Raw genomic sequence first — 23,545 nt, forward strand, 5'->3', positions numbered from 1 at the left:
GGAATCGATCATGAAGCGACTTCATGTGCATGTGAGCGTCGATGATCTGGCCAAGTCCATCCAGTTCTACAGCACGCTGTTCGCGGCCGAGCCCACTGTGACGAAGGATGACTACGCCAAATGGATGCTCGACGACCCACGCGTCAATTTCGCCATCAGTAAACGGGGCCGAGCATCCGGTATCCGGCACCTGGGTATTCAGGTAGAGGATCGCGCCGAGCTCGCCGATGTGTACTCGCGCCTGCAGCGCGCCGATGCCCCGGTGTTGGAAGAGGGTGCGACGACCTGCTGTTATGCGAAGAGCGAGAAAAGCTGGGTTGAAGATCCCCAGGGCATTCAGTGGGAGACCTTTCTAACCACTGGCGAGAGCACCACTTATGGCACTGCTCCGGTCAGGTTGAACCAGGGCAGGCCGTGTTGTGAGCCCACGAGAGCCGCGTGAGTCATGCGAGATCGTCCGCATCATGTGCTCTTCTTATGCACGGGTAATTAGGCGCGCAGCATCCTCGCCGAAGCCTTGTTGAATCACCTGGGGCGCGGAGCCTTCCGTGGGTTCAGCGCCGGCAGCCATAAGCGGTTTTCGTCCTGTTTTGTGTTGCCCGCAACGAGGGATACGACCCGATTTCCGCGGCGCTTGGCCGTTCCCCGCGGAAGCTGCTGCTGCTCCGGGGCGTCGATAATTCGGATTACAAAGCGCTGCTTCGTTTTGGATCGACCAAAACAAAAAAGCCCCGCAAGGGGGCTTTCGTGTTTTGGCGGAGAGACAGGGATTCGAACCCTGGAACACCTGTGAGGATGTTACTGGAATTCCAGTCCAGCGCCTTCGACCGCTCGGCCATCTCTCCGTACAGGGCGCGAAGATTACACTACGTCGCGCCCGTTCCCAAGTAACGCTTGTTCAGGCGAACGCGATCCCCGCCGACTGCATGGCTTCCAGGATCGAGGCCTGGTGTTGGCGGGACAGCGGCACCAGCGGCAGGCGGACGGTATCCGTGATCAGGCCGAGGCGGGCGGTGGCCCATTTCACCGGGATCGGGTTGCTCTCCAGGAACATCGCCTTGTGGAGTGGCTGCAGCTTCATGTCGAGCTTGCGGGCTTCATCCCGTTTGCCGGCCAGCGCGGCGTCCATCACCGCCCGGACCTGGCGCGGCGCGATGTTGGCGGTGACCGAGATCACCCCGTTGAACCCGGCGAGCACCGCTTCGCAGGCCAGGTCGTCGTCGCCGGAGAACAGCGCCAGCCGGCCGCCGACGCGGTTCAGCAGCTCGCGATTGCGCTCCAGCGAGCAGGCTTCTTTCAGGCCGACGATGTTCGGAAATTCGGTCAGCCGCTGCACGGTCTCGGGCTTCATGTCGACCACGGTGCGACCCGGCACGTTGTACAAAAAAATCGGCACGTTCACGGCCTGCGCGATGGCCTTGAAATGCTGATACAGGCCTTCCTGGGTCGGCTTGTTGTAGTAGGGCACGACCGAGAGACAGGCATCCACGCCCACATCTTTGGCCAGCCGGGTCAGCTCGATGGCCTCGCGGGTCGAGTTGGCGCCGGTGCCGGCGATCACGGGGATGCGCTTGGCGGAGCGATCGACCACGCGTTTGACCACGCCGATGTGCTCTTCGACGCTCAGCGTCGGCGATTCGCCGGTGGTGCCGACGGCGACGATGGCGTTGGTGCCATTGGAGACGTGGAAGTCGACCAGACGGTCCAGGGCGCTGTTATCCACAGAGCCATCCGCCTGCATCGGCGTGACGAGCGCCACGATGCTGCCGCTAAACATGGTCATCCTCGATGGGGAAGGGGCGCGATCCTACCAAGTTAACGGCAGTTAGGCACGTAAGACCGGCCGGGTCCGCCGGTGGATCGGGCAGCTGCCGGCAGGGAATTCGCGTTCCGACTGGCGCGCGGGTGCGTGTAAACTGGCGACCCGTCAATCCAATCAGGTTCTCGATGCAGTTCATCGTCATTTCCGCGCTCGGCAGCGATCGCACCGGTCTCGTCTACGATCTGACCCGCGTGGTGCTCGACTGCGCCGGCAACATCGTCGACAGTCGCATGAGCTCGCTGGGCAGCGAGTTCGCCATGCTGTTGCTGGTGTCCGGCAACTGGCACACGCTCGCCAAGCTGGAAACCGAGCTGAAAAAGCTGAGCGATTCCTCCGGGATCACGGTCAGTCTGCGCCGTACCGACCAGCGTCCGCCGCGCAAGGACGTGGTCACGTATTCAGTCGACGTGGTGTGCCTCGACCAGCCGGGCATCGTCCACAACCTGGCCGGTTTCTTCAGCGCGCGCGGCATCGATATCGCCGAGTTGAACACGCGCAGCTACGCGGCCGCGCACACCGGCGCGCCAATGTTTTCCGTACAGATGATCGTCCACATTCCTAGCAAGATCCACATCGCGGCGTTGCGCGAGGAATTCATGGATTTGTGCGATCAGCTCAACCTCGACGCCATTCTCGAACCCGTGAAGTCGTAAATCGATGCCGGCAAAAAAAGCGTCTTCCGTCGCGAAGCAAACGATCAAGAAAGCGCCTGCCAAGAAAGCTCCGGCTGCCAGGAGCGCGCCGGTCAAAAGCGGCGGCTCGGGCAAGATCGCGGTGGGCAAGAAGGTCCCCGCGTTCTCCAGCCTGGTCACCGGCGGCGGCTCGTGGAAATCGAGCGAGGCGGCGGGTAAGAATCTCGTGATCTATTTCTATCCTCGTGACAACACGCCCGGTTGCACGACCGAGGGCGAGGCGTTCCGCGACCTCGCGCCTGCGTTCAAGAAGGCGAACACGATGATCCTCGGTGTTTCGCCCGATAGCATCGCCTCGCACGAGAAGTTCAAGGCCAAGTTTCAATTCCCCTTCGAGCTGCTCTCCGATGAGCAACAGGCGCTGTGCCAGCTATTCGATGTGTGGCAGGAAAAGAGCTTGTACGGCCGCAAATTCATGGGCGTGGAGCGCAGCACGTTCCTGATCGACGCAACCGGCGTGCTGCGCCAGGAATGGCGCAAGGTGCGGGTGCCCGGTCACGCGGACGCCGTGCTCGAAGCTGCCAAGGCTCTGTAACACCGTACCGCTAACCTCCAGCCGCCATCCGCACCAGGAGTATCGACAAGCCTCATGGCCAAAGCCGAATCGAGCGAACACAAAGCCGCCGACAAGCGCAGTCGTGCGGGCAAGCGCGGCCAGCGACGCATCTTCGTGCTGGACACGAACGTTCTGATGCACGACCCGACCGCGATCTTTCGCTTCGACGAGCACGACGTCTACATCCCGATGATCGTGCTCGAAGAGCTCGACGCCGGTAAGAAGGGTTTATCGGAAGCTGCGCGTAACGTGCGGCAGGTGAGCCGTTTCCTCGATGAGCTGATGGTCGGCGTCGACAAGAGCGCCATCGATCACGGCATCGAGCTGCCGACCAGCAAATACATCAACGGCCAGAAGAAGGCCGTCGCGGGCCGGCTGTTCTTCCAGACCAGGGTTTTGAGCGGCGGTCTGCCGGACACGTTGCCCGGCCACGGCGCGGACAACGCCATCCTAGGCCAGGCGCTCGCGCTACAGAAGGAACATAGCGAAGCGCGCGTCACGCTGGTGTCCAAGGACATCAACCTGCGCATCAAGGCTTCGATCATCGGCGTGTATGCCGAGGACTATTACAACGACAAGACCATCGAAGATGCGGACCTGCTGTACACGGGGCTGCAGGAGCTGCCGGCCAACTTCTGGGAGAAGCACGGCAAGAACATGCACTCCTGGCAGGAGCAGACCCGCACCTACTATCGCGTGCACGGCCCGATGGTGCGCGATTGGCACGTCAATCAATTTCTGTATCAGCAGGATGCGAACGGCCTCGAAGCGATCGTGCGCAAGATCGATGGCAACGAAGCGGTGCTCGAGCTGATCCGCGACTTTCGCAACGAGCGGCACAGCATCTGGGGCATCAACGCGCGCAACCGCGAACAGAACTTCGCATTGAATCTGCTGCTCGATCCCGAGATCGACTTCGTGACCATTCTCGGACCCGCCGGCACGGGCAAGACGCTGCTCACACTAGCGGCGGGGCTCGCGCAGACGCTCGAGAGCAATCGCTTCAGCGAGATCATCATGACGCGCGTAACGATTCCGCTCGGCGAAGACATCGGCTTCCTGCCTGGCACGGAAGAGGAAAAGATGGAGCCGTGGATGGGCGCACTGATGGATAACCTCGAAGTGCTGACGCAGAGCCAGGAGGGCGGCAACTGGGGCCGCGCGGCGACCAACGACCTGCTGCGCAATCGCATCAAGATCCGCTCGCTCAACTTCATGCGGGGTCGCACGTTCCTCAATCGGTTCCTGATCCTGGACGAGGCGCAGAACCTGACGGCGAAGCAGATGAAGGCGCTGGTGACGCGGTCCGGTCCGGGCACGAAAGTGGTCTGCCTCGGCAACATCGCGCAGATCGATACGCCGTACTTGACGGAGACCACCTCGGGCCTCACGTACGTAGTGAATCGCTTCCGCGATTGGTCGCACGCCGGCCACATCACGCTGATGCGCGGCGAGCGCTCGCGGCTGGCGGATTACGCGTCGGAAATCCTGTAAGCATGGCCAAGGGTAAGAAACAGAAGGGCGCTGAAGTCGCCGAGCACGTCTCGCAGCTCGGCTCGAACGTCGCGTGGCCGACGTCGCCGGAGGAGGCGAAGCTCGAGCGCGTGCCGAATCCGCATCCGGACAAGCAGTATCTCGCGCGCTTCACGGCTCCCGAGTTCACGTCGCTGTGTCCGGTCACGGGTCAGCCGGACTTCGCGCACCTCGTGATCGACTATGTGCCCAAGCAGTGGCTGGTCGAGAGCAAGTCGCTCAAGCTGTACCTGGGCTCGTTCCGCAACCACGGCGCATTCCATGAGGATTGCACGGTCGCCATCGGTGCACGCCTGGTGGACTTCCTGAAACCACGCTGGCTGCGCATCGGCGGGTACTGGTATCCGCGTGGCGGCATCCCCATAGACGTCTTCTGGCAGACCGGCAAGCCCCCGGAAGGGTTGTGGCTGCCAGAGCAAGGCGTAGCGGGCTACCGGGGCCGAGGATGAACTGCAACTGCAGCGCCGACCGTCGGCCGCTTTAGTCAGTCAGTACTGACTGACTTTTTTTGGTATATTCCGCCGCCGAATTCGTGGGCTTCTATGGCGGCTCGCGTCGGTTTCTCCGCGACGATCAGCCGCGAACCCCGCCAGGCCCGGAAGGGAGCAACGGTAACGGTGATATCGGGCGCCGGAGAAGCGCCGGCGCGGGCCGTCTCCATCAAGGTTCCCGCATGTCCTATCTAGCTCTCGCCCGCAAATGGCGGCCGCGCAGTTTCACCGAGCTGGCTGGCCAGGATCACGTCATGCGCGCGCTCGTCAACGCGTTGCAGACGGGGCGGGTGCATCACGCGTTCTTGTTCACCGGCACGCGAGGTGTAGGCAAAACCACCATCGCGCGCATCCTGGCGAAGTCGCTGAATTGCGAAACCGGCATGACGCCGACGCCGTGCGGCGTCTGCAGTGCCTGTCGCGAGATCGACGAAGGCCGCTTCGTCGACCTGATCGAAGTCGACGCCGCCTCGCGCACCAAGGTCGATGACACCCGCGAGCTGCTCGACAACGTGCAGTACGCGCCGGCGCGCGGTCGCTACAAGGTCTACCTGATCGACGAAGTGCACATGCTCTCGACGCATTCGTTCAATGCGTTGCTGAAGACGCTCGAAGAGCCGCCGCCGCACGTCAAGTTCCTGCTCGCGACCACCGATCCGCAGAAGCTGCCGGTGACGGTGCTGTCGCGCTGCTTGCAGTTCAATCTGAAGCGCTTCCCGCCGGCGATGATTCTCAACCGGCTCAAGTTCATCTGCGAGCAGGAGAACATTGCATTCGAAGCCGACGCACTGCGCATGGTCGCGCGCGCCGCTGAAGGCAGCATGCGCGATGCGCTGAGCCTGCTGGATCAAGTCATCGCGTTCGGTGGCGGCAAGCTCACCGCCGAGGACACGCGCACCATGCTCGGCACGCTGGATCGTGCGCAGGTGTTCGGCATCGTCGAAGCGCTGATCGCTCGCGATGCGCGCAAGGTGCTTGACCGCGTGAATGAACTGGATGAGCACGCCCCGGACTATCGCGAAGTGCTCGCGGAGCTCGCGGCGCTGTTGCAGAAGCTCGCGCTGTTGCAGGCCGTGCCCGATCTGCAGATCGACGAGTCGGATGACGTCGAGGCTTATAGGAAGCTTGCGTCGGCGATTACGCCGGAAGATGCGCAGCTGTTTTATCAAATCGCCATCGTCGGTCGTCGCGACCTTGAGCTCGCGCCCGATGCGCGTGGCGGATTCGAGATGGTCTTGTTGCGCATGTTGGCGTTCAGCGCGCAGGAAGTGGTGGCGTCCACGGGTAGCGCGCCAACATCAGCGCCGGCGCCGGCCCGTTCTGGCGGTGTGCCAGCCTCAGTGCGTGCGGCTGCGGCGGCACCTGTTCAAGCGCAGGCGCCTGCTCCCAGCGTTGCGACGACTGCGAACGCGGCGTCTGTCGCCGCTCCGGCGCCAGCGGCTGCATCCGGCAACGGCGATTGGAATGCGATGGTCGCGCAGATGGGGCTGGGCGGAATTACGCGTCAGCTTGCAGTGAACTGCGCCTTCCTGGGCAAGCATGGAAACAAAGTGCGTCTGCAGCTCGATCCGGAGGGCGCGCACTACCGAACAGCCATGATGGAAGACAAGCTCAGACAGGCGCTGAGCACGTATTACGGCGAGCCGGTGGTGCTGGAGTTCATCGACGGCGCCGGTGCTGCCGAGCCGATGAATACACCGGCGCGTCAGCTCAAGGCCGCGGCGGACGATCGCTTGCAGAACGCCCGCGCTTCCATCGAGAACGATCCCAATATTCGCGCCATGAAAGAAATCTTTGGCGCGACGGTCACTCCCGAGTCCATCCGGCCGACCGACAATCAATGACGGAGTGTGTCAGTTATGAAAGGCAATATCGGCAACATGATGAAACAGGCGCAGCAGCTGCAAGCGAACATGCAGCGTGCGCAGGCCGAGATCGCCCAGCTCGAAGTCACGGGCGAGGCGGGCGGCGGCATGGCCAAAGTGGTGATGACCGGCAAGCATGAAGTGCGCCGCGTGACGCTCGATCCTTCGATCGTGAGCAGCGACGACAAAGACATGCTGGAAGATTTGATCGCTGCGGCCATCAACGACGCCGTGCAGAAGGTCGAGCGCACGACGCAGGAACGGATGTCGGCATTGATGGGTGGCTTGAACCTGCCGCCCGGGTTCAAGATGCCATTCTGATTTAGAAGCGGTTGGCGGTTCGCGGTTCGCGGTTGGCGGTTAGAGAAGAAAGGGTTTTGTTGGCTCTTTTCTCCGGACCAACCCCAACCGCCAACCGCGAACCGCCAACCGCTCATGATTTATCCACCTTCTCTCATTCGTCTGATCGAAGCGCTGCGTTGCCTGCCCGGGGTCGGCCCGAAGTCGGCGCAGCGCATGGCGTTTCATTTGCTGGAGAAAGACCGCAACGCCGCCGGCTTGCTTGCCGACGCCTTGCAGAAGGCCGTCGTCGGCGTGGGTCGGTGCCAGCGCTGCCGGATGTTTGCTGACGCCGAGCTTTGTCCGATCTGCGTCAATGCCTCACGAGATCGGGGGACGCTGTGTGTGGTCGAGTCACCCGCCGACGTTGCGGCGATCGAGCAGTCGGGCAGCTATCGCGGCACTTACTTCGTGCTGATGGGGCATCTATCTCCGCTCGATGGCATCGGTCCTGACGAGCTGGGCTTTGCGCAGTTGGAAACATTGCTGGGCGAGGGCTCGGTCACCGAAGCCATTCTCGCGACGAGCACGACGGTTGAAGGAGATGCCACCGCGCATGTGATCGCCGAGGTCGCCGCCCGTCACAACGTGAAATCCAGCCGCATCGCTCACGGTGTGCCCATCGGCGGCGAGCTCGAATACGTCGACGGCGGGACGCTGGCTCATGCGCTTGCCGGACGGCGCACGCTCAGCTGATTTAGTCACCGCGCCAGATGCTGCGCCGGTGTCCTAGACCGCAGTTTTTTTCTTCGCTGTCTTCTTGACCTTGGGGGCGGCAGTCGTCTCCGCCGGCGGCTCGAGACGAACCTGATCGTCGCCGTGCAGCTCCATCAGCGACTCCATCAAATCTTCTTCTTCCGCGCTCGAGCACACGCCCAGCACGGTCGCTTCATCGCAGCCTTCGGCCGCAACATAGGCGTGGCCCATGTTCGAATCGATATAGATGGACTCGCCGGCCGACAGCACGATGGGATCGTAGAACTCGGTGTGGATCTCGATCTGGCCTTCGAGCACGTAGATATATTCTTCGCCGGAGTGGTGCACCAGCTCGCCGAATTCCTCCACGCTCTTGGCGCGGATGCGCGTCAGGATCGGAATCATCCGTTTGCGCCGCAGCTCCGCGCATAAATAGAAATAATCGTAGTTGGGCGTGTTGACGCGGATCGCGCGCTCCATTTTTCCTATGCTGCGTCGGGCGGTGACCTGTTGCGGCGAGGGCTCGCTCGACTCGGCGAACAGATCCGACATGCGAATCTTCAACCGCTCGCTCAACTGCAACAGCTTGTCGTAGGTGAGCGTCAGCCGGTCATGCTCGACTTTCGCGAGCGTCGACAGCGGGATGCCGGTGCGATCGCTCATCTGCTTGAGCGTCCAGTCATTGCGGGTGCGCAGCCCGCGCAGCACCCGGCCGAGTGTCGGCTTGTCGGCGGGACGTTCGGTGCGTTGCTGCACGGCTGACTTTTCGGCGGGTTTAGGTGGTTTCATCGCGGCTGATTGTAACGGATGCCGGCTCGGGCTCGCGCCGGAACTGTTTTGCACGATCAGGTTGACGATTCTCCAATCAGGACTATTATTGCCAATAGGAGAAAATACCGCCGCCCGAGAAGCGGCCCCGATGCAGGTGAGGATGCGATGCGCGCACGCGTGCTGACGATGTTTCTGGCCGCCCTGTGTTCCTGGGCGAGTCCTGGTTGGGCACAGGAAGGCGCGCAACTGCCGCCGCCCGGGCCGGCGACCGAAGCAACCGTGCCGCAGGCGGAACCACCCGGGGCGGCTCCACTGACGCGCGAAAACGTCGAAGCCTGGCTCGACGGTTACATGCCGTACGCCCTGCAGACCGGCGACATTGCCGGCGCGGTCGTGGTGGTCGTGAAGGACGGGCAGGTCCTGGCGCAGAAGGGTTACGGCTACGCCGACGTGAAAACGCGCAAGCCGGTCGATGCCGAGCTCACGCTGTTCCGGCCCGGCTCAATTTCCAAGCTGTTCACCTGGACGGCGGTGATGCAGCAGGTCGAGCAGGGCAAGCTCGATCTGGACACCGACGTCAATCAATATCTCGATTTCCAGATCCCGCCGCGTGACGGCCAGCCCGTGACGTTACGGAACATCATGACCCACACGGCGGGCTTCGAAGAGCAGCTCAAGGGATTGATGGGCGAGGAAGGCGGCGCGCCGTTGAAGTCGTACGACGAGTTGCTCAAGCACTGGGTGCCCGAGCGCATCTTCGCGCCCGGCACGACGCCGGCTTATTCCAACTATGCGACGTCGCTGGCCGGTTACATCGTGCAGCGCGTGTCGGGCGTGCCGTTCGATGACTACATCGAACAGAACATCTTCGCGCCGTTGGGCATGCAGCACGCGTCGTTCCGTCAGCCGCTGCCCGAGAAGCTCAAGTCGCTGATGTCGAGCGGTTACAACCTTGCCTCCGAAGGCGAAGCGAAGCCCTACGAAATCGTGGGCCCGGCGCCCGCCGGCAGCCTGGCAGCCTCCGGCGCGGACATGGCGAAGTTCATGATCGCTCATCTGCAAAACGGTGCGTTCGGCTCGGCGCGCATTCTGCAGGAAGACACTGCCAAACAGATGCATGGCACGCCGCTCACCATCCTGCCGCGCGTGCATCGCATGCTGCTCGGTTTTTATGAGCAGAACTACAACGGCCGTCGCGCGCTCGGTCATGGCGGCGACACCAACTGGTTCCACAGCGATCTGCATCTATTCATCGATGACGGCGTCGGCATGTACGTTTCCATGAACAGCGCCGGTAAGGGCGGCGCATCCGGAAACGTCCGTGCCACGCTGTTCGAGCAGTTCGCCGATCGCTATCTGCCCGGCCCGACGCTAGATGGCAAGGTCGATGAGAAAACCGCGGCCGAGCACGCTCGCATGATGGCGGGCGTCTACGAGAATTCGCGTCGCATCGACTCGAGCTTCTTCAGCCTGCTGGGCCTCGCCGGACCGATCAAGGTGGCTCCGAATCCGGACAACACCATCAGCGTGTCGATGGCCGTGAACCTTGCCGGCGTGCCGATCAAGTGGCGCGAGGTCGAGCCGTTCGTCTATCGCGACGCCGAGGGCGAGAACCTGCTCTCCGCCGAAGTGAAAGACGGACAGGTGGTGCGCTTCAGCTTCGATGGTGTCTCGCCGTTCATGATGTTCGATCGCACGCCGGCGTCGCGCTCGCCGGGCTGGCTGTTGCCGACGGCGATCATCGGATTGATCTCATTGTTGCTAACCAGTCTCGCGTGGCCGGTCTCCGCGCTCGTGCGTCGACACTACGGCGCGGCGTACGGCTTGTCTGGCGACGACGCCAAGGCGCATCGCTGGGTGCGAATCGCCGCGACCGCAGCGCTTGTGATCATGATCGGCTGGGCCATCACCATCAGCAAGATGATGGGCAATCTGACGCTGCTCTCGGAAAGCTCCGATGGATGGGTGTGGCTGATGCAGCTGTTGTCGCTGGTCGTCTTCATCGGCGGCGCAATCCTCGGTGTTTGGAACGCATGGGTCGTCGTGCGCAGTCCGCGCAAGTGGTATGCGAAGACCTGGGCAGTGGTGCTGGCACTGTCGCTGCTGCTGTTGCTGTACATCGCGTTTACGTTCCATCTCATCGCGTTCGATGTGAACTACTGAGGCAATCATGAGCACCGCCGAGGCGATGATGATGAGTACCGCGGTTCCCATGCAGATGCAGGTTGCGATCGAGCGGTTGCGCTTGCGCAATCCGTTCCGGATCTCGGGGTACACGTTCACCGAAGTGCCCGTCGCCGTCGTCACATTGGACAGCGAGCGAGGTCGGGGGCGCGGTGAGGCAGCCGGTGTGTACTACCTCAAGGACACACCGGAGGGCATCGTAGAAACATTGGAGCAGCATCGCTCCATCATCGAGAGCGGCATCACGCGACAGCAACTGCTCGAGCTGTTGCCACCGGGCGGTGCGCGCAACGCACTGGATTGCGCGCTGTGGGATCTCGAAGCGAAGCATGCGGGCGTGCCGGTGTGGCGTCTGGCCGGCGTGGACATCGTCGCACCGTGCGTGACGACCTTCACCTTGAGTGCGGATGGCCCCCCGGCGGTCGTGAGTGCGGCCGAAGCGCTGCCGCACGCCAGAGCGCTCAAGTTGAAACTCGATGGCGATCTGCAGATGGATAAAGAGCGCGTGCGCGCCGTGCGCAGGCTGCGTTCCGATGTGTGGATCGGCGTCGATGCCAACCAGGGTTATTCCATCGAAAAGCTCAAAGCCATCATGCCGTCCTTTGTCGACGCCGGCGTGAAGCTCGTCGAGCAGCCGCTGCCCCGCGGTCGCGAGGCGGATCTCGAAGGATTCAAGAGTCCCATCCCGCTCGCGGCGGATGAAAGCGTGCAGGGGCTCGCCGATGTGCGCGGCCTGCGTGGCCGCTTCCAGGTCGTGAACATCAAGCTCGATAAATGCGGCGGGCTGACCGAAGCCCTCGCTATGGCGCGCGAGGCACGACGCCTCGGCATGCAGGTCATGGTCGGCAACATGGTGGGCACCAGCCTCGCCATGGCGCCGGCTTTCGTGGTCGCTCAGCTGTGCGACTACGTCGATCTCGACGGACCGGTTTTTCTGGCAGAGGACCGTCATCCCAGCGTCACGTACCAGGAGGGACACGTGTACTGCGCGAGCAATGTCTGGGGCGATGTGAAGTAACCCGCAATGGCGCGGTCATCAACAAATATACGGGGAGCGACCATGAGTGACTTCTTCAATCTGTCGCGCGGGATGACGATCGGCGTCTCCACCAGCGCCCTGGCGCTGCTGATGAGCGCGACCAACGTGCGAGCGGCAGAAGGCGCGGCGGGCGTGATCGACGAGATCGTCGTGACCGCACAGAAGCGCAGCGAAAGTGTGCAGGACGTGCCGGTCTCGGTGAGCGCGTTCGCCGAGGAACAATTGACTCGCGTGCACGCGACGCAGTTGCAGGACTACGCGGCGTACATGCCTGGCATCAATATCAGCAATGGCGGCAGCCCCGGCCAGACGAGCATCACCTTGCGCGGTATCGCGCCGGTCGGCCCCGGATCGGTCGTCGGCACCTATGTCGATGACACGCCGCTTGGCGCTAGTAACAACTACGCGCGCGCCACCAGCTTCGCGCTCGATCTCATGCCGTATGACATCGAACGCGTCGAGGTGCTGCGTGGCCCGCAAGGCACGCTGTACGGCGCCGGCTCGATGGGCGGCTTGCTCAAGTATGTCCTGAAGGAACCGAGCACCGAGGCGTTTGAACTCCGCGCCGGTGCCGAAGGCTCCGACGTGAGCGGCGCCGAGGATCTGGGTTGGGGGGCGCGTGCCGGCGTAAACGTGCCGCTGGGCGAATCGGTCGCGATGCGCGCCAGTTACTTTCAGCAGAACACGCCGGGCTACATCGACAACGTCTACAGCGGCGAAGATGACTACAACGACGTCGAGCAGAGCGGTGGGCGTCTCGCGCTGATGTGGCAGATCAACGATAACGCCTCGCTGAAGCTCGGCGGCATGTGGCAGCGCCTGGAGTCCGATAACAATGCGACGATGGCGCTGGCGCTGGCCGGCATGGATCCGGTGCGCGCGAGCCGCAACCTCCCGGATCTTTCCACCTCGATTCCCAATGCCGAGCCGTTCGACAAGGACGTGGACTACTACTCGGCGACGCTGAACTGGAATCTCGGCTGGGCCGACTTCGTGTCTGCGACCAGCTATTCGAAAACGCACACCTCCCAGACGCAGGACGCGAGCATCACGTACGGCTCCTTGTTTCCCATCCTGAGCCTCATTTTCGAGTTGCCGGGTGCGCCCTATGACGAAGGCCTGAGCCAGTTCAACATTACGCTGGACCACGAGAAGTGGACGCAGGAATTCCGGCTGGCCTCTACCGGTGAGGGCGCGATCCAGTGGCGTATCGGCGCGTTCTATACCGAAGAAGACAGCGAGAACAAACAGGTCGTCGATGCGACCGACGTCAATGGCGTGCCGATCGAAGGCTTCCTGCCGTACTTCGCCTTCGCGCAACTGCCTTCGCAGTACAAGGAGCTCGCCCTGTTCGGCGATGTGACGTGGAAGATCAGCGACAGCTTCGATGTGATCACCGGCCTGCGCTTTGCGCAGAACGATCAGAAGTTCCGGCAGATCAGCAGCGGCGCCATTCTGGTCACCGCGAACGATCCCGGTGAGTCCGATGAAGATGTGTTCACTTATGCCGTGAGCCCGCGCTGGCATTTGACGGATGACACCATGATTTACGCGCGTGTCGCCACCGGTTATCGCCCGGGCGGTCCGAACACCATCGTGCCGGGCATGCCGCCGTCGGTGGACGCCGATGAGCTGACCAACTACGAGCTGGGATTGAAGAGCATCTTCATGGACGGCCGGGCGCTGATGAACGCTGCGGTGTTCTACATCGACTGGCAGGATATCCAACAGGCCCGCAGCTTCGCCGGTGTGAGCGGCCTGGATAACGCGGGCGACGCGGAGAGCCAGGGCATCGAGTTCGAATCGCTGTTCTCGGTCACCGACGGTTTGCAGCTTGGCTTCAATTTCTCCTATACGGATGCGACGTTGAAGTCGACCCCGCCGGACCTGCCCAACGCGCTGGGCGTGCAGCTGCCGGGTGTGCCGGAATGGACCGGAGCGCTGACCGCGAACTACGCGTTCACGGCATTCGGCGGCCACGAAGCCAACGTGGGCGGCGGCTGGCGCTACGTCGACGAGCGTTTTTCCGAAGTCGTCAGGACAGAGGAGAATCTTGCGTACGCACTGCCTGCGTACGATGTGCTCGACCTCAACGCCGATGTGCAGTTCGATAGCGTGACAGTACGGTTGTTCGTGAAGAACCTGACCGACGAGCGCGCTTTCACCGGCGGCGGCGTGACCGTGGACGGCTTGAACCAGCCGGTCCGCCTGGATCTCGCCGTGCTTCAGCCGCGCACCGTGGGTTTGAGCGTCGATTTCCAGTTTTAAGTGATAAGTTGATCGAATCGTGACAACAGCCAACCTCTCGACCTCCTTGGATCTGCCGCAACCGTATCTGCTGTTTCTCGGCGATACCACTGAAGCGGGCTTCGCGAAAACCGCCTTCGGTCTGCGGGACTGGGCGCCCGAGCAATGCGTCGGCGAGCTCGCATGCTCGCCCGACGCCGTCACGCTCGGGCTACCCAGGCTCACGCCGGCGCAAGCGCACGCGAAGGGCGCTCGTTCCATGATCATCGGCGTGGCCAACATCGGCGGGCGCATTCTGGACAGCTGGATGCCCTCGCTGCTCGAAGCGCTGGAGGCCGGGCTCGATCTGGTGGGAGGCATGCACACGAGACTCGTCGACACGCCGGCGTTGGTTGCAGCCGCCGAGCGTCACGGGCGTCGTCTCATCGACGTCCGCACACCACCGCGAGGGATTCCGACCGCCAGCGGTCGCAAACGCAGCGGCAAGCGACTGCTGGCGGTCGGAACGGATTGCGCCCTGGGCAAGAAATACACCGCGCTCGCGATCGCGAAGGCGTTCAGGCGGCGCGGCGTGAAGGCTGATTTTCGCGCCACCGGGCAGACGGGCATCATGATCGCCGGCAGCGGCATGCCGATGGATGCGGTGGTCTCGGACTTCGAGGCGGGCGCCGCGGAAGTGTTGTCTCCGGATGCGGCGCCGGATCATTGGGATGTGATCGAAGGGCAGGGCTCGTTGTTTCATCCCTCGTATGCCGCCGTGTCTCTCGGGCTGTTACACGGCAGCCAGCCGGATGTGATCGTCGTGTGTCACGAAGCGGGCCGCACGCACGTGCTGGGCATGCCGGACTATCCGTTGCCCAGTCTGGAGGAGACGATCGATTTGAATCTGCGTCTGGGTCGGCGTACCAACCCTGCGATTCGCTGCGGCGGCGTGAGCATAAACACGTCCAAGCTGTCGGAGAGCGAGGCGCGGCAGTTGATGGCGACGGAGAGCAAGCGGTTGGGCGTGCCGGTCGCCGATCCGATTCGCGGCGGCGATGAATTCGAGCGGCTGCTCGATCACTGCTTGCTCGGCTGATGCAACCCTCCTGGTTCCAACGCTACCTGCTGCCGGGCTTCGCCTTCAAGGCGGTGGTCATCGGCGGCGGGTACGCGACCGGCCGCGAACTGGTCGAGTTCTTCCTGCCGAGCGGTCCGCAAGGCGGGTTGTTCGGCATGCTGTTCGCGGCCGTGATCTGGAGCGTCGTGTGTATCGCGACGTTCCTGTTCGCGCGCGCCACGCACAGCGAAGACTACCGCACGTTCTTCCGGCACCTGCTCGGGCGGGGCTGGATGATCTTCGAGATGGCCTATTGTTTGTTCATCGTTTTGATTCTCGCCGTGTTCGGTGCGGCTGCCGGCGCCATTGGCGCTGCGTTGTTTGGCTGGCCGCCGCTCGCGGGCACGTTGTGTTTGATGCTGGGCATCTCGCTGTTCGTGGCGTTTGGCAACGCATCGGTCGAGCAGCTGTTCAAATGGGTCTCGTTTTTCCTGTACGGCGTCTATGCCTTGTTCGTCGTGCTCTCGCTCGGCAAGTTCGGCGATCGGATCTCGGCGAACCTGGCGTTGGATGTGCCGACCGACGGCTGGCTGCTCGCGGGCGTGACGTACGCGGGCTATAACATCGTCGGCGCGGTGATCATCCTGCCGGTGCTCCGACATCTCACCAGCAATCGCGACGCCATCATCGCCGGCGCCTTGTGCGGACCGCTGGCGATGATTCCAGCATTCTTGTTCTTTATCTGCATGGTGGCCTATTACCCGGAGATCTCCGCGGAGGCCTTGCCGTCGGACTTCCTGTTGCAGCGTTTGGATGCGCCCGTGTTTCACGGCGTGTTCCAGCTGATGATCTTCGCAGCGTTGCTCGAGAGCGGCACGGGCAGTGTGCATGCGGTGAATCAGCGCATCGAACAGGTGTGGCGTGCGAAGCGTGGGCGCGATCTTTCGGCCAGGGCTCGATTCATCGCCGCTGGCGTGTTACTCGTGATCGCGATGCTGCTCGCCGAGCGATTTGGTCTGGTGACCTTGATCGCTCGCGGCTACCGCGGCCTTGCCTATGTGCTGATTGCGGTCTATGTGCTGCCGCTGCTGACGTACGGCGTATGGCGGCTGTGGCAGCGGCGTGGGCAGGTGGCGCTCTCTCCGCAGTGATCACTCGTACTGGAGCTGTTCGGCGAAGTCCGGACGGCCTCCGGGCGTGAGATCGAACAGGTTCCAGAACGGTTCGAGGGTGCCGGCCGCGCGTTGATCCTGTCCGGGATCGGGCGGGGCAAACATCAGCTCGGAGGCCCAGAAGAACCGGATCGCGCCGTCGCGGCTGCGTTTGAACACCAGAATGAGCGGCACCTGCTGACCTTCCTCGTCTTCGCCGTGATAGTCGCGTCGAAAGTTCGGACACCCTGCCGATGACAACAAACGAACGTGACGCCAGCCGCGATCGCGCGCCACACCCAGCAACTGATCCAGCGGCGCTTTTGCCACGACCGCGAAATTTCCGCCGCCTGCTTCGAAGTGCTGAGCGGCGGCGTCCAGTTGATCGATGAGGCCAGTGCACGAGGGGCAGGGTTGCGCCGCTTTCGGCAGCTCCGAGATGACACCGCTCGCGGCAGCGGCACGAGCATCGCCCTGGTGGCGAGGAAACATGTAGTTGTACATCACCAGGGAATCGGCGCCGTCGCGAAACAAGGCCGACAATTTGATCTTGGTGGGTTTGCCATCCTCACCCAGTCCGTCGAATTCATAGTCCTCGGGCACCTTGCCGCCGGCCGGGAGTGCACGGCGCTGGGCCGCGACCGCTTCCATCTGCCGGCGCAACGCGATCTCCTGCTCGAGGAGGGCGTTGCGAGCGGTGCGATATTCTGCGGATTCGTTGGGAAAGGAGATATTCATGACGATGCACCTGGCAGGGTGATGGAACATCAAGTCCTGATCGAGCGCGCGGTTCCAGAAAGTTTTTCTTATCCGCCGTGTCGGCAGGCGTCGGGCGAGGGCGTCCTTGGGACAGATCGGCACTCAACGACACGGAGAATCAGCAATGCAGCGCATCCTCGCGCCCGCTTTAGCCGCAATGGCATTAATGACTTCGAGCCTGCCCGCGGTCGCGGACAGTCAGCCCGCAGCGTCAACCGTTCAGGCACCCGATAAGTCAGGGCGCCTCGCCATCAACGGCATCAATTACTACTACGAAGTTCGCGGCAAGGGCGAGCCGCTGTTGCTTCTGCACGGCGGATTGGGTTCGGGCGATATGTTCGCGCCGCTGCTGCCGACGCTCACGAAGCAGCGCCGGGTCGTGCTGGTCGATCTGCAGGGTCATGGGCGTACCGAGCTCGGCACTCGCAAGTTCAGCCTCGAAGCCATGGGCGATGACATGAACGGCCTGCTGCAAAAGCTCGGCTACCAGCAGATCGACGTGCTCGGTTACTCGATGGGCGGCGGCGTCGGTTTCAGACTGGCCGTGCAGCATCCGCAGAGGGTGCGCCGTTTAGTGCTCGTGTCCGCAGGCTATGCATCCGATGGCTTCTATCCCGAGATCCTGGCTCAGCAGGGGCAGGTGAACGCTGAGGCCTTCCAGTACATGAAGGACACGCCGATGTACAAAGGTTACGTCGCCGTGGCGCCGAAGCCGGATGATTTCCCGCGACTGCTGGACACGATCGGCGATTTCATGAAGCAGGGCTATGACTACGAGGCCGATGTCGCGAAGTTGAAGATGCCGGTGATGCTGGTGTTCGGCGACTCCGACATGTATCGCCCCGAGCACGTCATCAAGTTCTATCAGCTGCTCGGCGGTGGCTTGAAGGACGCGGGCTGGATGCGCGAGCACCTTTCGCAGAATCGCCTCGCGATCCTGCCCAATCACACGCACTACGACATTTTCCTCGCACCGGAGCTGGTCAGCACCACGCTGCCGTTCTTGAACGGGGACACCAAAGCGAGCGCGTGGCAGTAAGCGGAGTTAGGGCTAGCGCCGGCGTTCGTATTCCGGCGCGAGCCCACGCATGATGTTGAGCAGTCGTTTATAACTTTCGTAACGGCGGGCCGAGAGCGTGTTCTCGGCCAACGCGGCCAGCACCGCGCAGCCGGGTTCGCGAAGGTGCAGGCAGTTGTTGAACCTGCACTCGGGCGCGAGCTTCAACATCTCCGGCCAGCCGACTTGCACCATCGCATCTTCCACCGGCGGCGGCGCGTAATCGCGAACCCCTGGTGAGTCGATCAACTCACCGCCGCTGGCTAAGCGAAACAACGCCGTCGACACCGTCGTGTGCCGGCCTTCGCCGGTCGAATCGGAGAGCGAACGGGTGGCGCGTTCCGATTCCGGCGCCAATCGATTCGTGAGCGTGGATTTGCCGACGCCGGATTGGCCGACGAGCATGGCGCTCTGGTTGACGAGCAACTCGCGTACTGGCGCCACCGTGGGCTCGTTCTTCGCCGAGAGTCGCAGCACCGGATAACCGGCGCGCTCGTAATCGTTCACGCGGGCCTGGAAGTCGGGATCTTCGGCGCCCGGCAGCTCTGACTTGTTCACGATCAGCGCACCGGAGATTCCCGCGAGCGCGGCGCCGGCAAGATACCGATCCGCGATATACAAATCGGGCTCGGGATTGGGCGCGATGATCACGATGATGAGGGAAAGATTCGCGGCCAACGGCTCGGTGCGTCCGCGGCTGTCGGTGCGAGCAAACAAAGATCGGCGCGCGGCGACGCTCACGACCTTCGCAACGTCGCCGCTACTTTGCGATGGTCCGCGAATCATCACTTCATCGCCGCACACGCACGTCAATCGCTTGCCGAAGAGCTCGGCGGACATGCGCGAGCCTGCGCTGGTCTCGACGATGACGCGACGTCCAAAGGATTCCGTGACGCGCGCCGGCGTCTCGATCGCGTCGCTCATGAGCGCTGTGTCGCCAGCGACTGCAGGCGCGAGATGCGCACGAGCGCGGGCGGATGTGAATCGTAGAATGCCGAGTGCAGGCTGTCCGGCGTGAGCGTGCTCGCGTTGTCCCGGTGCAGTTTCACCAGCGCATTGGCGAGATCCGCCGCGTCCGCATGCTTGGCGGCGAATTCATCCGCCTCGAACTCATGTTTGCGCGACCACCACGCACTGATCGGCGTCAGGAAATAAGTGAACGGCGGCAACACGAACATGAAGAGCAACAAGGCCGCGTGCGTCGAGGGTGTGCTCACGCCGAGCGCTGCGTAGAAGGCGTCCCAGCGCATCAGGGCATCGAGGAGCAGGAAGCCGAGCAGCGCCATTACCACCGACAGGATCAGGCCGGAGCGAATGTGGTGCAGCCGGAAATGACCGAGCTCGTGGGCCAGCACGGCTTCGACTTCGGCGACCTGCAGGCGCTCGAGCAACGTGTCGAAGAACACGATGCGCTTGTTGCGACCGATGCCGGTGAAGTAGGCGTTGCCGTGCGAGGAGCGGCGCGAGCCGTCCATCTTGAACACACCCTTGGAGGCGAACCCGCAACGCTGGAGCACCGCTTCGGTGCGCTCTTTCAGCGCTTCGTCGGTGACCGGCGTGAACTTGTTGAACAGCGGCGCGAAGATCGCCGGCCACGCCCAGGTCATCAGCACCGAAAAGCCGACCCACACGGCCCACGCGAACAGCCACCACAAGGATCCCGCCTGTTGCATCAGATACAGGATCACAAATATCAGCGGCGTGCCGAGCAGCAGGCTCAAGCCCAGGCTCTTGCACAAATCGGCGATATATAGCCCCGGCGTGGTGCGGTTGAAGCCGAAGCGCGCCTCGATGCCAAAAGTACGCCACAGTGACAGCGGCAGGCCGAGGGCGCCGACTATCAAGAAAGTCGACAGTACGACGGCGGTACCGTGCCAGGTGGGCGACAGGCCCGCCGCCTGCCACGCGCGATCGATGGCGTCGATGCCGCCGCCTAGCGTGAGCAGCAGGGCAACGAGCGCATCCAGCAGTACGTCCCACCGATTCAGGCCGGCGCCCGCGACGGTATAGTCGGCGGCCTTCTGATGCGCCTGCAGGTCGACCTGCTGCGCGAACGCCTCGGGCACGCGGTCTCGGTGCCGGCGCACGGCGGCCGCCTGGCGCTGATTGAGCCAGCTGCGCGTGGCCGTGGAGGCCAGCAGCAGCAGTAGAAACAAGCCGGTAAACCAGTGCATTGAAGTCTTCTCAAGCGATGCCGGGCACTCTAGCCTCAGCTGCTATGATGAGGCAACGAAACCCACTTCTGGCAGAACGCATCGTGACCGACCGCGACCCGACTCGACTCATCTGGATCGATCTGGAAATGACGGGCCTGAAGCCCGACACCGACCACATCATCGAAATCGCCACCGTGGTCACCGACAAGCACCTGAACACGCTGGCCGAAGGGCCGGTGCTGGCCATCCATCAGTCGGACGAGATCCTGGACGCGATGGACGACTGGAACCGCCGTCAGCACGGCGCCTCGGGGCTGGCGGCCCGCGTGCGCGCCAGCACCATCACCGTCGAGGAGGCCGAGCGCCAGACGGTGGAGTTCCTGAGCCGCTGGATCGAGCCCGGCGTCTCGCCGATGTGCGGCAATAGCATTTGCCAGGACCGCCGCTTCATGGCGCGCGAGATGCCCAATCTGGAGCGGTATTTTCACTACCGCAATCTGGATGTGAGCACGCTGAAGGAGCTGGCGCGGCGCTGGGCGCCGGAGGTGTACAGCAGCTTCCAAAAGAGCTCGACCCACCTGGCGCTGGACGACATTCGGGATTCGATCCGGGAGCTGCAGCACTACCGGACGAATTTCCTGCGCGCCTGATCGGGCGGCCAGACTCGGATCGCGGCGGCAGACAGTCCGCCGCCGCGATATATCACAAGCTTACTTCGCGGCCGCTGCGCCGCCGCCGGCCAGGAACAGCCAGGTCTCGACCACCGTATCCGGGTTGAGCGACATGCTCTCGATGCCCTGATCGACCAGCCAGCGCGCCAGGTCCGGATGATCCGAAGGACCCTGGCCGCAAATACCCACGTACTTGCCATTGCGACGGCACGCGTCGATCGCCATCTTCAGCAGCGCCTTGACCGCCTCGTCGCGCTCATCGAAGAGCTTGGCAATAATCGCCGAGTCGCGATCCAGGCCGAGGGTGAGCTGCGTCATGTCGTTCGAGCCGATCGACATGCCGTCGAAGAACTTCAGATACTGGTCGGCGAGCAGCGCGTTGGTCGGCAGCTCGCACATCATGATGATCTTCAGCTCGTTCTCGCCGCGCTTGAGTCCGTTCTGCGCCAGCAGCTGGGTTACTTGCTCGGCTTCCTTCAGCGTACGCACGAAGGGCACCATCACCTGCACATTCTTCAGGCCCATCTCTTCGCGCACGCGCTTCAACGCGCGGCACTCGAGCTCGAAGCAGGGACGGAATGTTTCATCGACGTAACGCGAGGCGCCGCGGAAACCGATCATGGGATTCTCTTCGTGCGGCTCGTACTGACGGCCGCCGATGAGATTGGCGTACTCGTTCGATTTGAAATCGGACATGCGCACGATCACCGGCTCCGGCGCGAACGCGGCGGCGATGGTGGCGATGCCTTCGCACAGCTTGTCGACGTAGAAGCTGACCGGATCTTTGTAACCATTCATCTGACGACGAATGGTCTGCTGCAGATCCTTGGAGAGTGAATCGAACTCGAGCAGCGCGCGCGGGTGCACGCCGATCATGCGATTGATGATGAACTCCAGACGCGCAAGCCCCACGCCCTTGTGCGGAATGCCGGCGAAGTCGAACGCGCGGTCGGGGTTGCCGACGTTCATCATGATCTTGGTCTTGATCGGGGGCAGCGCGTCCAGTTCGACGACCTTCTGTTCGAAGGGCAGGGCGCCTTCATAGACGAAACCCGTATCGCCCTCGGCGCAGGAGACAGTCACTTCCACGCCTTCCTTGATCGTCTCGGTCGCATCCCCGCAGCCGACCACGGCAGGAATGCCGAGCTCGCGAGCGATGATGGCCGCGTGACAGGTGCGACCACCGCGATTCGTGACGATCGCCGAGGCGCGCTTCATCACCGGCTCCCAATCGGGATCGGTCATGTCGGCAACCAGCACGTCGCCGCTCTGCACGCGCGTCATTTCTTTCACGTCGCGAATGATGCGGGCGGGGCCGGCGCCGATGCGCTGACCGATCGAGCGGCCGCTCGAGAGCACCTTGGATTTCTTTTTCAGCGAGTAGCGCTGCACGGTGCGGCCGGCACGGCTCTGCACGGTTTCCGGACGAGCCTGCAGGATATAGATCTTGCCGGTCTCTCCATCCTTGCCCCACTCGATATCCATCGGGCAGCCGTAGTGCTGTTCGATGATGAGCGCCTGCTTGGCCAGCTCCAGGATGTCTGCGTCGCTGATCGAGAACTTGTTGCGATCCTCGGTCGGGACATCGACGGTCTTGACGCGCTCGCCGCTGCCAGGCTCGCCGTAGACCATCTTGATCGCCTTGGCGCCGAGCGTACGACGCAGGATGGGCGCGTGGCCCGACTTCAGCGTCGGCTTATAGACATAGAACTCATCGGGATTGACCGCGCCCTGCACGACCGTTTCGCCGAGGCCGTAGGAGGCGGTGATGAAGACGACGTTGCGGAAGCCGGAGTCGGTATCGAGCGTGAACATCACGCCGCTTGCGCCGACGTCGGAACGGCACATGTACTGAATGCCTGCCGACAGTGCGACCACGTCGTGCTTGAAACCCTGGTGCACGCGATACGCGATGGCGCGATCGTTGTAGAGCGAAGCAAACACTTCGTGCACGCACTTGATCAGCGCTTCCTTGCCGCGCACGTTCAAGAATGTTTCCTGCTGGCCGGCGAACGAGGCGTCCGGCAAGTCTTCGGCGGTGGCGGAGGAGCGCACCGCGACCGCGACATCGCGGCCTTGGCCCATGCGCTCGTAGCCCGCGAGGATTTCTTTCTCGAGCTGCGGCGGGAACGGCGTCGCGAGAATCCACTGGCGGATCTTCGCGCCGACCTCGGTGAGCTTCTCGACGTCATCGACATCGAGGGTGGCCAGTTCCTTGGAGATGCGCTCGGCCAGTCCTTCGTGCTTCAGGAAGTCGCGATACGCCTCGGCGGTGGTCGCGTAACCGGTGGGCACGCTCACGCCCATCTTGGCCAGGTGGCTGATCATCTCGCCGAGCGAGGAATTTTTGCCGCCGACGGTGTCGACGTCGTGGCGTCCGAGCTTTTCGAAGGGTACTGTGTAAGCGGTCAAGGGCGGTCCTCGTAGACACTCGAGCGAGTGAACTTAGCCCCGGGATTTTAACCGCAACGCGCGAC

At 62.9% G+C, this 23,545-nt stretch carries 21 protein-coding genes, 1 tRNA gene, 1 other RNA gene and 1 pseudogene; 17 read left to right on the forward strand and 7 right to left on the reverse strand.

Annotated elements, in window-relative coordinates; translation table 11 throughout:
• Positions 1-10: 10 nt before the first annotated feature.
• A complete protein-coding gene (locus tag EK373_RS21880) occupies positions 11-442 on the forward strand; it encodes an ArsI/CadI family heavy metal resistance metalloenzyme (protein ID WP_129645802.1) in 432 nt (143 codons plus the stop codon).
• Positions 443-445: 3 nt separating this feature from the next.
• Positions 446-571 (forward strand): annotated as a pseudogene (locus tag EK373_RS34375) (arsenate reductase/protein-tyrosine-phosphatase family protein); the annotation flags it as partial.
• Positions 572-753: 182 nt separating this feature from the next.
• Here the strand turns inward: EK373_RS34375 and EK373_RS21890 are convergent.
• Positions 754-845: transfer RNA gene (locus EK373_RS21890), tRNA-Ser, on the reverse strand.
• Between the two features lie 53 nt (positions 846-898).
• The gene (gene dapA / locus EK373_RS21895) at positions 899-1,777 is read right to left on the reverse strand and encodes a 4-hydroxy-tetrahydrodipicolinate synthase (RefSeq protein ID WP_129645803.1); all 879 of its coding nucleotides are present in this window, start codon (positions 1,775-1,777) and stop codon (positions 899-901) included.
• Between the two features lie 170 nt (positions 1,778-1,947).
• On the opposite strand from dapA, the gene EK373_RS21900 reads away from it, so the two are divergent.
• The 8 genes from EK373_RS21900 to recR all read left to right on the forward strand — a co-directional run bounded on the left by EK373_RS21900 (position 1,948) and on the right by recR (position 7,994).
• Positions 1,948-2,475 (forward strand): glycine cleavage system protein R, encoded by a 528-nt coding sequence (locus EK373_RS21900; RefSeq protein ID WP_129645804.1) that lies wholly within the window; start codon positions 1,948-1,950, stop codon positions 2,473-2,475.
• 4 nt (positions 2,476-2,479) lie between these two features.
• Positions 2,480-3,049 (forward strand): peroxiredoxin, encoded by a 570-nt coding sequence (locus EK373_RS21905; protein ID WP_129645805.1) that lies wholly within the window; start codon positions 2,480-2,482, stop codon positions 3,047-3,049.
• 156 nt (positions 3,050-3,205) lie between these two features.
• Positions 3,206-4,564 (forward strand): PhoH family protein, encoded by a 1,359-nt coding sequence (locus EK373_RS21910; RefSeq protein WP_407676211.1) that lies wholly within the window; start codon positions 3,206-3,208, stop codon positions 4,562-4,564.
• Between the two features lie 2 nt (positions 4,565-4,566).
• Complete coding sequence (gene queF, locus EK373_RS21915) at positions 4,567-5,052, forward strand: preQ(1) synthase (RefSeq protein WP_129645807.1); 486 nt, start codon at positions 4,567-4,569, stop codon at positions 5,050-5,052.
• A 104-nt stretch (positions 5,053-5,156) separates the two neighbouring features.
• Positions 5,157-5,253, forward strand: an RNA gene (gene ffs, locus EK373_RS21920) — signal recognition particle sRNA small type.
• 23 nt (positions 5,254-5,276) lie between these two features.
• A complete protein-coding gene (dnaX, locus tag EK373_RS21925) occupies positions 5,277-6,938 on the forward strand; it encodes a DNA polymerase III subunit gamma/tau (RefSeq protein ID WP_129645808.1) in 1,662 nt (553 codons plus the stop codon).
• A 15-nt stretch (positions 6,939-6,953) separates the two neighbouring features.
• Positions 6,954-7,280, forward strand: a complete 327-nt coding sequence (locus EK373_RS21930) for a YbaB/EbfC family nucleoid-associated protein (RefSeq protein WP_129645809.1) — start codon at positions 6,954-6,956, stop codon at positions 7,278-7,280.
• A gap of 114 nt (positions 7,281-7,394) precedes the next feature.
• Positions 7,395-7,994, forward strand: coding sequence for a recombination mediator RecR (gene recR / locus EK373_RS21935; RefSeq protein WP_198683505.1), 600 nt, complete (start codon positions 7,395-7,397; stop codon positions 7,992-7,994).
• A gap of 33 nt (positions 7,995-8,027) precedes the next feature.
• Here the strand turns inward: recR and EK373_RS21940 are convergent, their stop codons facing one another.
• Complete coding sequence (locus tag EK373_RS21940) at positions 8,028-8,783, reverse strand: helix-turn-helix domain-containing protein (protein WP_129645810.1); 756 nt, start codon at positions 8,781-8,783, stop codon at positions 8,028-8,030.
• 147 nt (positions 8,784-8,930) lie between these two features.
• Between EK373_RS21940 and EK373_RS21945 the strand changes: the two genes are divergently transcribed.
• Genes EK373_RS21945 through EK373_RS21965 form a run of 5 tightly spaced genes read left to right on the forward strand, consistent with a single transcriptional unit; the run spans position 8,931 to position 16,425 of the window.
• A complete protein-coding gene (locus EK373_RS21945) occupies positions 8,931-10,928 on the forward strand; it encodes a serine hydrolase domain-containing protein (RefSeq protein WP_198683506.1) in 1,998 nt (665 codons plus the stop codon).
• Between the two features lie 7 nt (positions 10,929-10,935).
• Complete coding sequence (locus EK373_RS21950; protein WP_198683507.1) at positions 10,936-11,967, forward strand: dipeptide epimerase; 1,032 nt, start codon at positions 10,936-10,938, stop codon at positions 11,965-11,967.
• A 42-nt stretch (positions 11,968-12,009) separates the two neighbouring features.
• Positions 12,010-14,256 carry a TonB-dependent receptor gene (locus EK373_RS21955; RefSeq protein ID WP_198683508.1) on the forward strand — a complete coding sequence of 749 codons (2,247 nt, stop codon included), beginning with the start codon at positions 12,010-12,012 and terminating at the stop codon, positions 14,254-14,256.
• 19 nt (positions 14,257-14,275) lie between these two features.
• Positions 14,276-15,313: a DUF1611 domain-containing protein gene (locus EK373_RS21960; RefSeq protein ID WP_198683509.1), complete on the forward strand. Its 1,038-nt coding sequence runs from the start codon at positions 14,276-14,278 to the stop codon at positions 15,311-15,313.
• Positions 15,313-16,425, forward strand: coding sequence for a YkvI family membrane protein (locus tag EK373_RS21965; RefSeq protein ID WP_129645813.1), 1,113 nt, complete (start codon positions 15,313-15,315; stop codon positions 16,423-16,425). Before EK373_RS21960 ends, EK373_RS21965 begins: the two co-directional genes overlap by 1 nt.
• Here EK373_RS21965 and EK373_RS21970 read toward each other — a convergent pair whose 3' ends face one another.
• Positions 16,426-17,163: a DUF899 family protein gene (locus EK373_RS21970; protein ID WP_129645814.1), complete on the reverse strand. Its 738-nt coding sequence runs from the start codon at positions 17,161-17,163 to the stop codon at positions 16,426-16,428.
• A 187-nt stretch (positions 17,164-17,350) separates the two neighbouring features.
• On the opposite strand from EK373_RS21970, the gene EK373_RS21975 reads away from it, so the two are divergent.
• Positions 17,351-18,223: an alpha/beta fold hydrolase gene (locus EK373_RS21975; protein WP_407676212.1), complete on the forward strand. Its 873-nt coding sequence runs from the start codon at positions 17,351-17,353 to the stop codon at positions 18,221-18,223.
• A 12-nt stretch (positions 18,224-18,235) separates the two neighbouring features.
• Here the strand turns inward: EK373_RS21975 and rsgA are convergent, their stop codons facing one another.
• Both rsgA and EK373_RS21985 read right to left on the reverse strand, forming a co-directional pair.
• Complete coding sequence (rsgA, locus tag EK373_RS21980; protein ID WP_129645816.1) at positions 18,236-19,165, reverse strand: ribosome small subunit-dependent GTPase A; 930 nt, start codon at positions 19,163-19,165, stop codon at positions 18,236-18,238.
• A complete protein-coding gene (locus EK373_RS21985) occupies positions 19,162-20,415 on the reverse strand; it encodes a M48 family metallopeptidase (RefSeq protein ID WP_129645817.1) in 1,254 nt (417 codons plus the stop codon). The genes rsgA and EK373_RS21985 overlap by 4 nt, the downstream gene beginning before the upstream one ends.
• Positions 20,416-20,462: 47 nt before the next feature.
• On the opposite strand from EK373_RS21985, the gene orn reads away from it, so the two are divergent.
• Positions 20,463-21,047: an oligoribonuclease gene (gene orn, locus EK373_RS21990; protein WP_129646040.1), complete on the forward strand. Its 585-nt coding sequence runs from the start codon at positions 20,463-20,465 to the stop codon at positions 21,045-21,047.
• A 60-nt stretch (positions 21,048-21,107) separates the two neighbouring features.
• Here the strand turns inward: orn and ppsA are convergent, their stop codons facing one another.
• Positions 21,108-23,480: a phosphoenolpyruvate synthase gene (gene ppsA, locus EK373_RS21995; protein WP_129645818.1), complete on the reverse strand. Its 2,373-nt coding sequence runs from the start codon at positions 23,478-23,480 to the stop codon at positions 21,108-21,110.
• Positions 23,481-23,545: the final 65 nt, after the last annotated feature.

Origin of the sequence: Peristeroidobacter agariperforans, assembly GCF_004138335.1 — a bacterium.
Lineage (GTDB): Bacteria > Pseudomonadota > Gammaproteobacteria > Steroidobacterales > Steroidobacteraceae > Steroidobacter > Steroidobacter agariperforans.

Excerpts from the sequence above, each read along its gene's own strand:
- EK373_RS21940 (WP_129645810.1), bottom strand. The coding sequence starts at position 8,783 with ATGAAACCACCTAAACCCGCCGAAAAGTCAGCCGTGCAGCAACGCACC.
- EK373_RS21930 (WP_129645809.1), top strand. The coding sequence starts at position 6,954 with ATGAAAGGCAATATCGGCAACATGATGAAACAGGCGCAGCAGCTGCAA.
- EK373_RS21955 (WP_198683508.1), top strand. The coding sequence starts at position 12,010 with ATGAGTGACTTCTTCAATCTGTCGCGCGGGATGACGATCGGCGTCTCC.
- queF (WP_129645807.1), top strand. The coding sequence starts at position 4,567 with ATGGCCAAGGGTAAGAAACAGAAGGGCGCTGAAGTCGCCGAGCACGTC.
- orn (WP_129646040.1), top strand. The coding sequence starts at position 20,463 with ATGAGGCAACGAAACCCACTTCTGGCAGAACGCATCGTGACCGACCGC.
- EK373_RS21965 (WP_129645813.1), top strand. The coding sequence starts at position 15,313 with ATGCAACCCTCCTGGTTCCAACGCTACCTGCTGCCGGGCTTCGCCTTC.
- EK373_RS21905 (WP_129645805.1), top strand. The coding sequence starts at position 2,480 with ATGCCGGCAAAAAAAGCGTCTTCCGTCGCGAAGCAAACGATCAAGAAA.
- EK373_RS21880 (WP_129645802.1), top strand. The coding sequence starts at position 11 with ATGAAGCGACTTCATGTGCATGTGAGCGTCGATGATCTGGCCAAGTCC.
- recR (WP_198683505.1), top strand. The coding sequence starts at position 7,395 with ATGATTTATCCACCTTCTCTCATTCGTCTGATCGAAGCGCTGCGTTGC.
- EK373_RS21975 (WP_407676212.1), top strand. The coding sequence starts at position 17,351 with ATGACTTCGAGCCTGCCCGCGGTCGCGGACAGTCAGCCCGCAGCGTCA.
- dapA (WP_129645803.1), bottom strand. The coding sequence starts at position 1,777 with ATGTTTAGCGGCAGCATCGTGGCGCTCGTCACGCCGATGCAGGCGGAT.
- EK373_RS21970 (WP_129645814.1), bottom strand. The coding sequence starts at position 17,163 with ATGAATATCTCCTTTCCCAACGAATCCGCAGAATATCGCACCGCTCGC.
- EK373_RS21950 (WP_198683507.1), top strand. The coding sequence starts at position 10,936 with ATGAGCACCGCCGAGGCGATGATGATGAGTACCGCGGTTCCCATGCAG.
- EK373_RS21985 (WP_129645817.1), bottom strand. The coding sequence starts at position 20,415 with ATGCACTGGTTTACCGGCTTGTTTCTACTGCTGCTGCTGGCCTCCACG.
- EK373_RS21910 (WP_407676211.1), top strand. The coding sequence starts at position 3,206 with ATGCACGACCCGACCGCGATCTTTCGCTTCGACGAGCACGACGTCTAC.
- EK373_RS21945 (WP_198683506.1), top strand. The coding sequence starts at position 8,931 with ATGCGCGCACGCGTGCTGACGATGTTTCTGGCCGCCCTGTGTTCCTGG.
- rsgA (WP_129645816.1), bottom strand. The coding sequence starts at position 19,165 with ATGAGCGACGCGATCGAGACGCCGGCGCGCGTCACGGAATCCTTTGGA.
- EK373_RS21900 (WP_129645804.1), top strand. The coding sequence starts at position 1,948 with ATGCAGTTCATCGTCATTTCCGCGCTCGGCAGCGATCGCACCGGTCTC.
- dnaX (WP_129645808.1), top strand. The coding sequence starts at position 5,277 with ATGTCCTATCTAGCTCTCGCCCGCAAATGGCGGCCGCGCAGTTTCACC.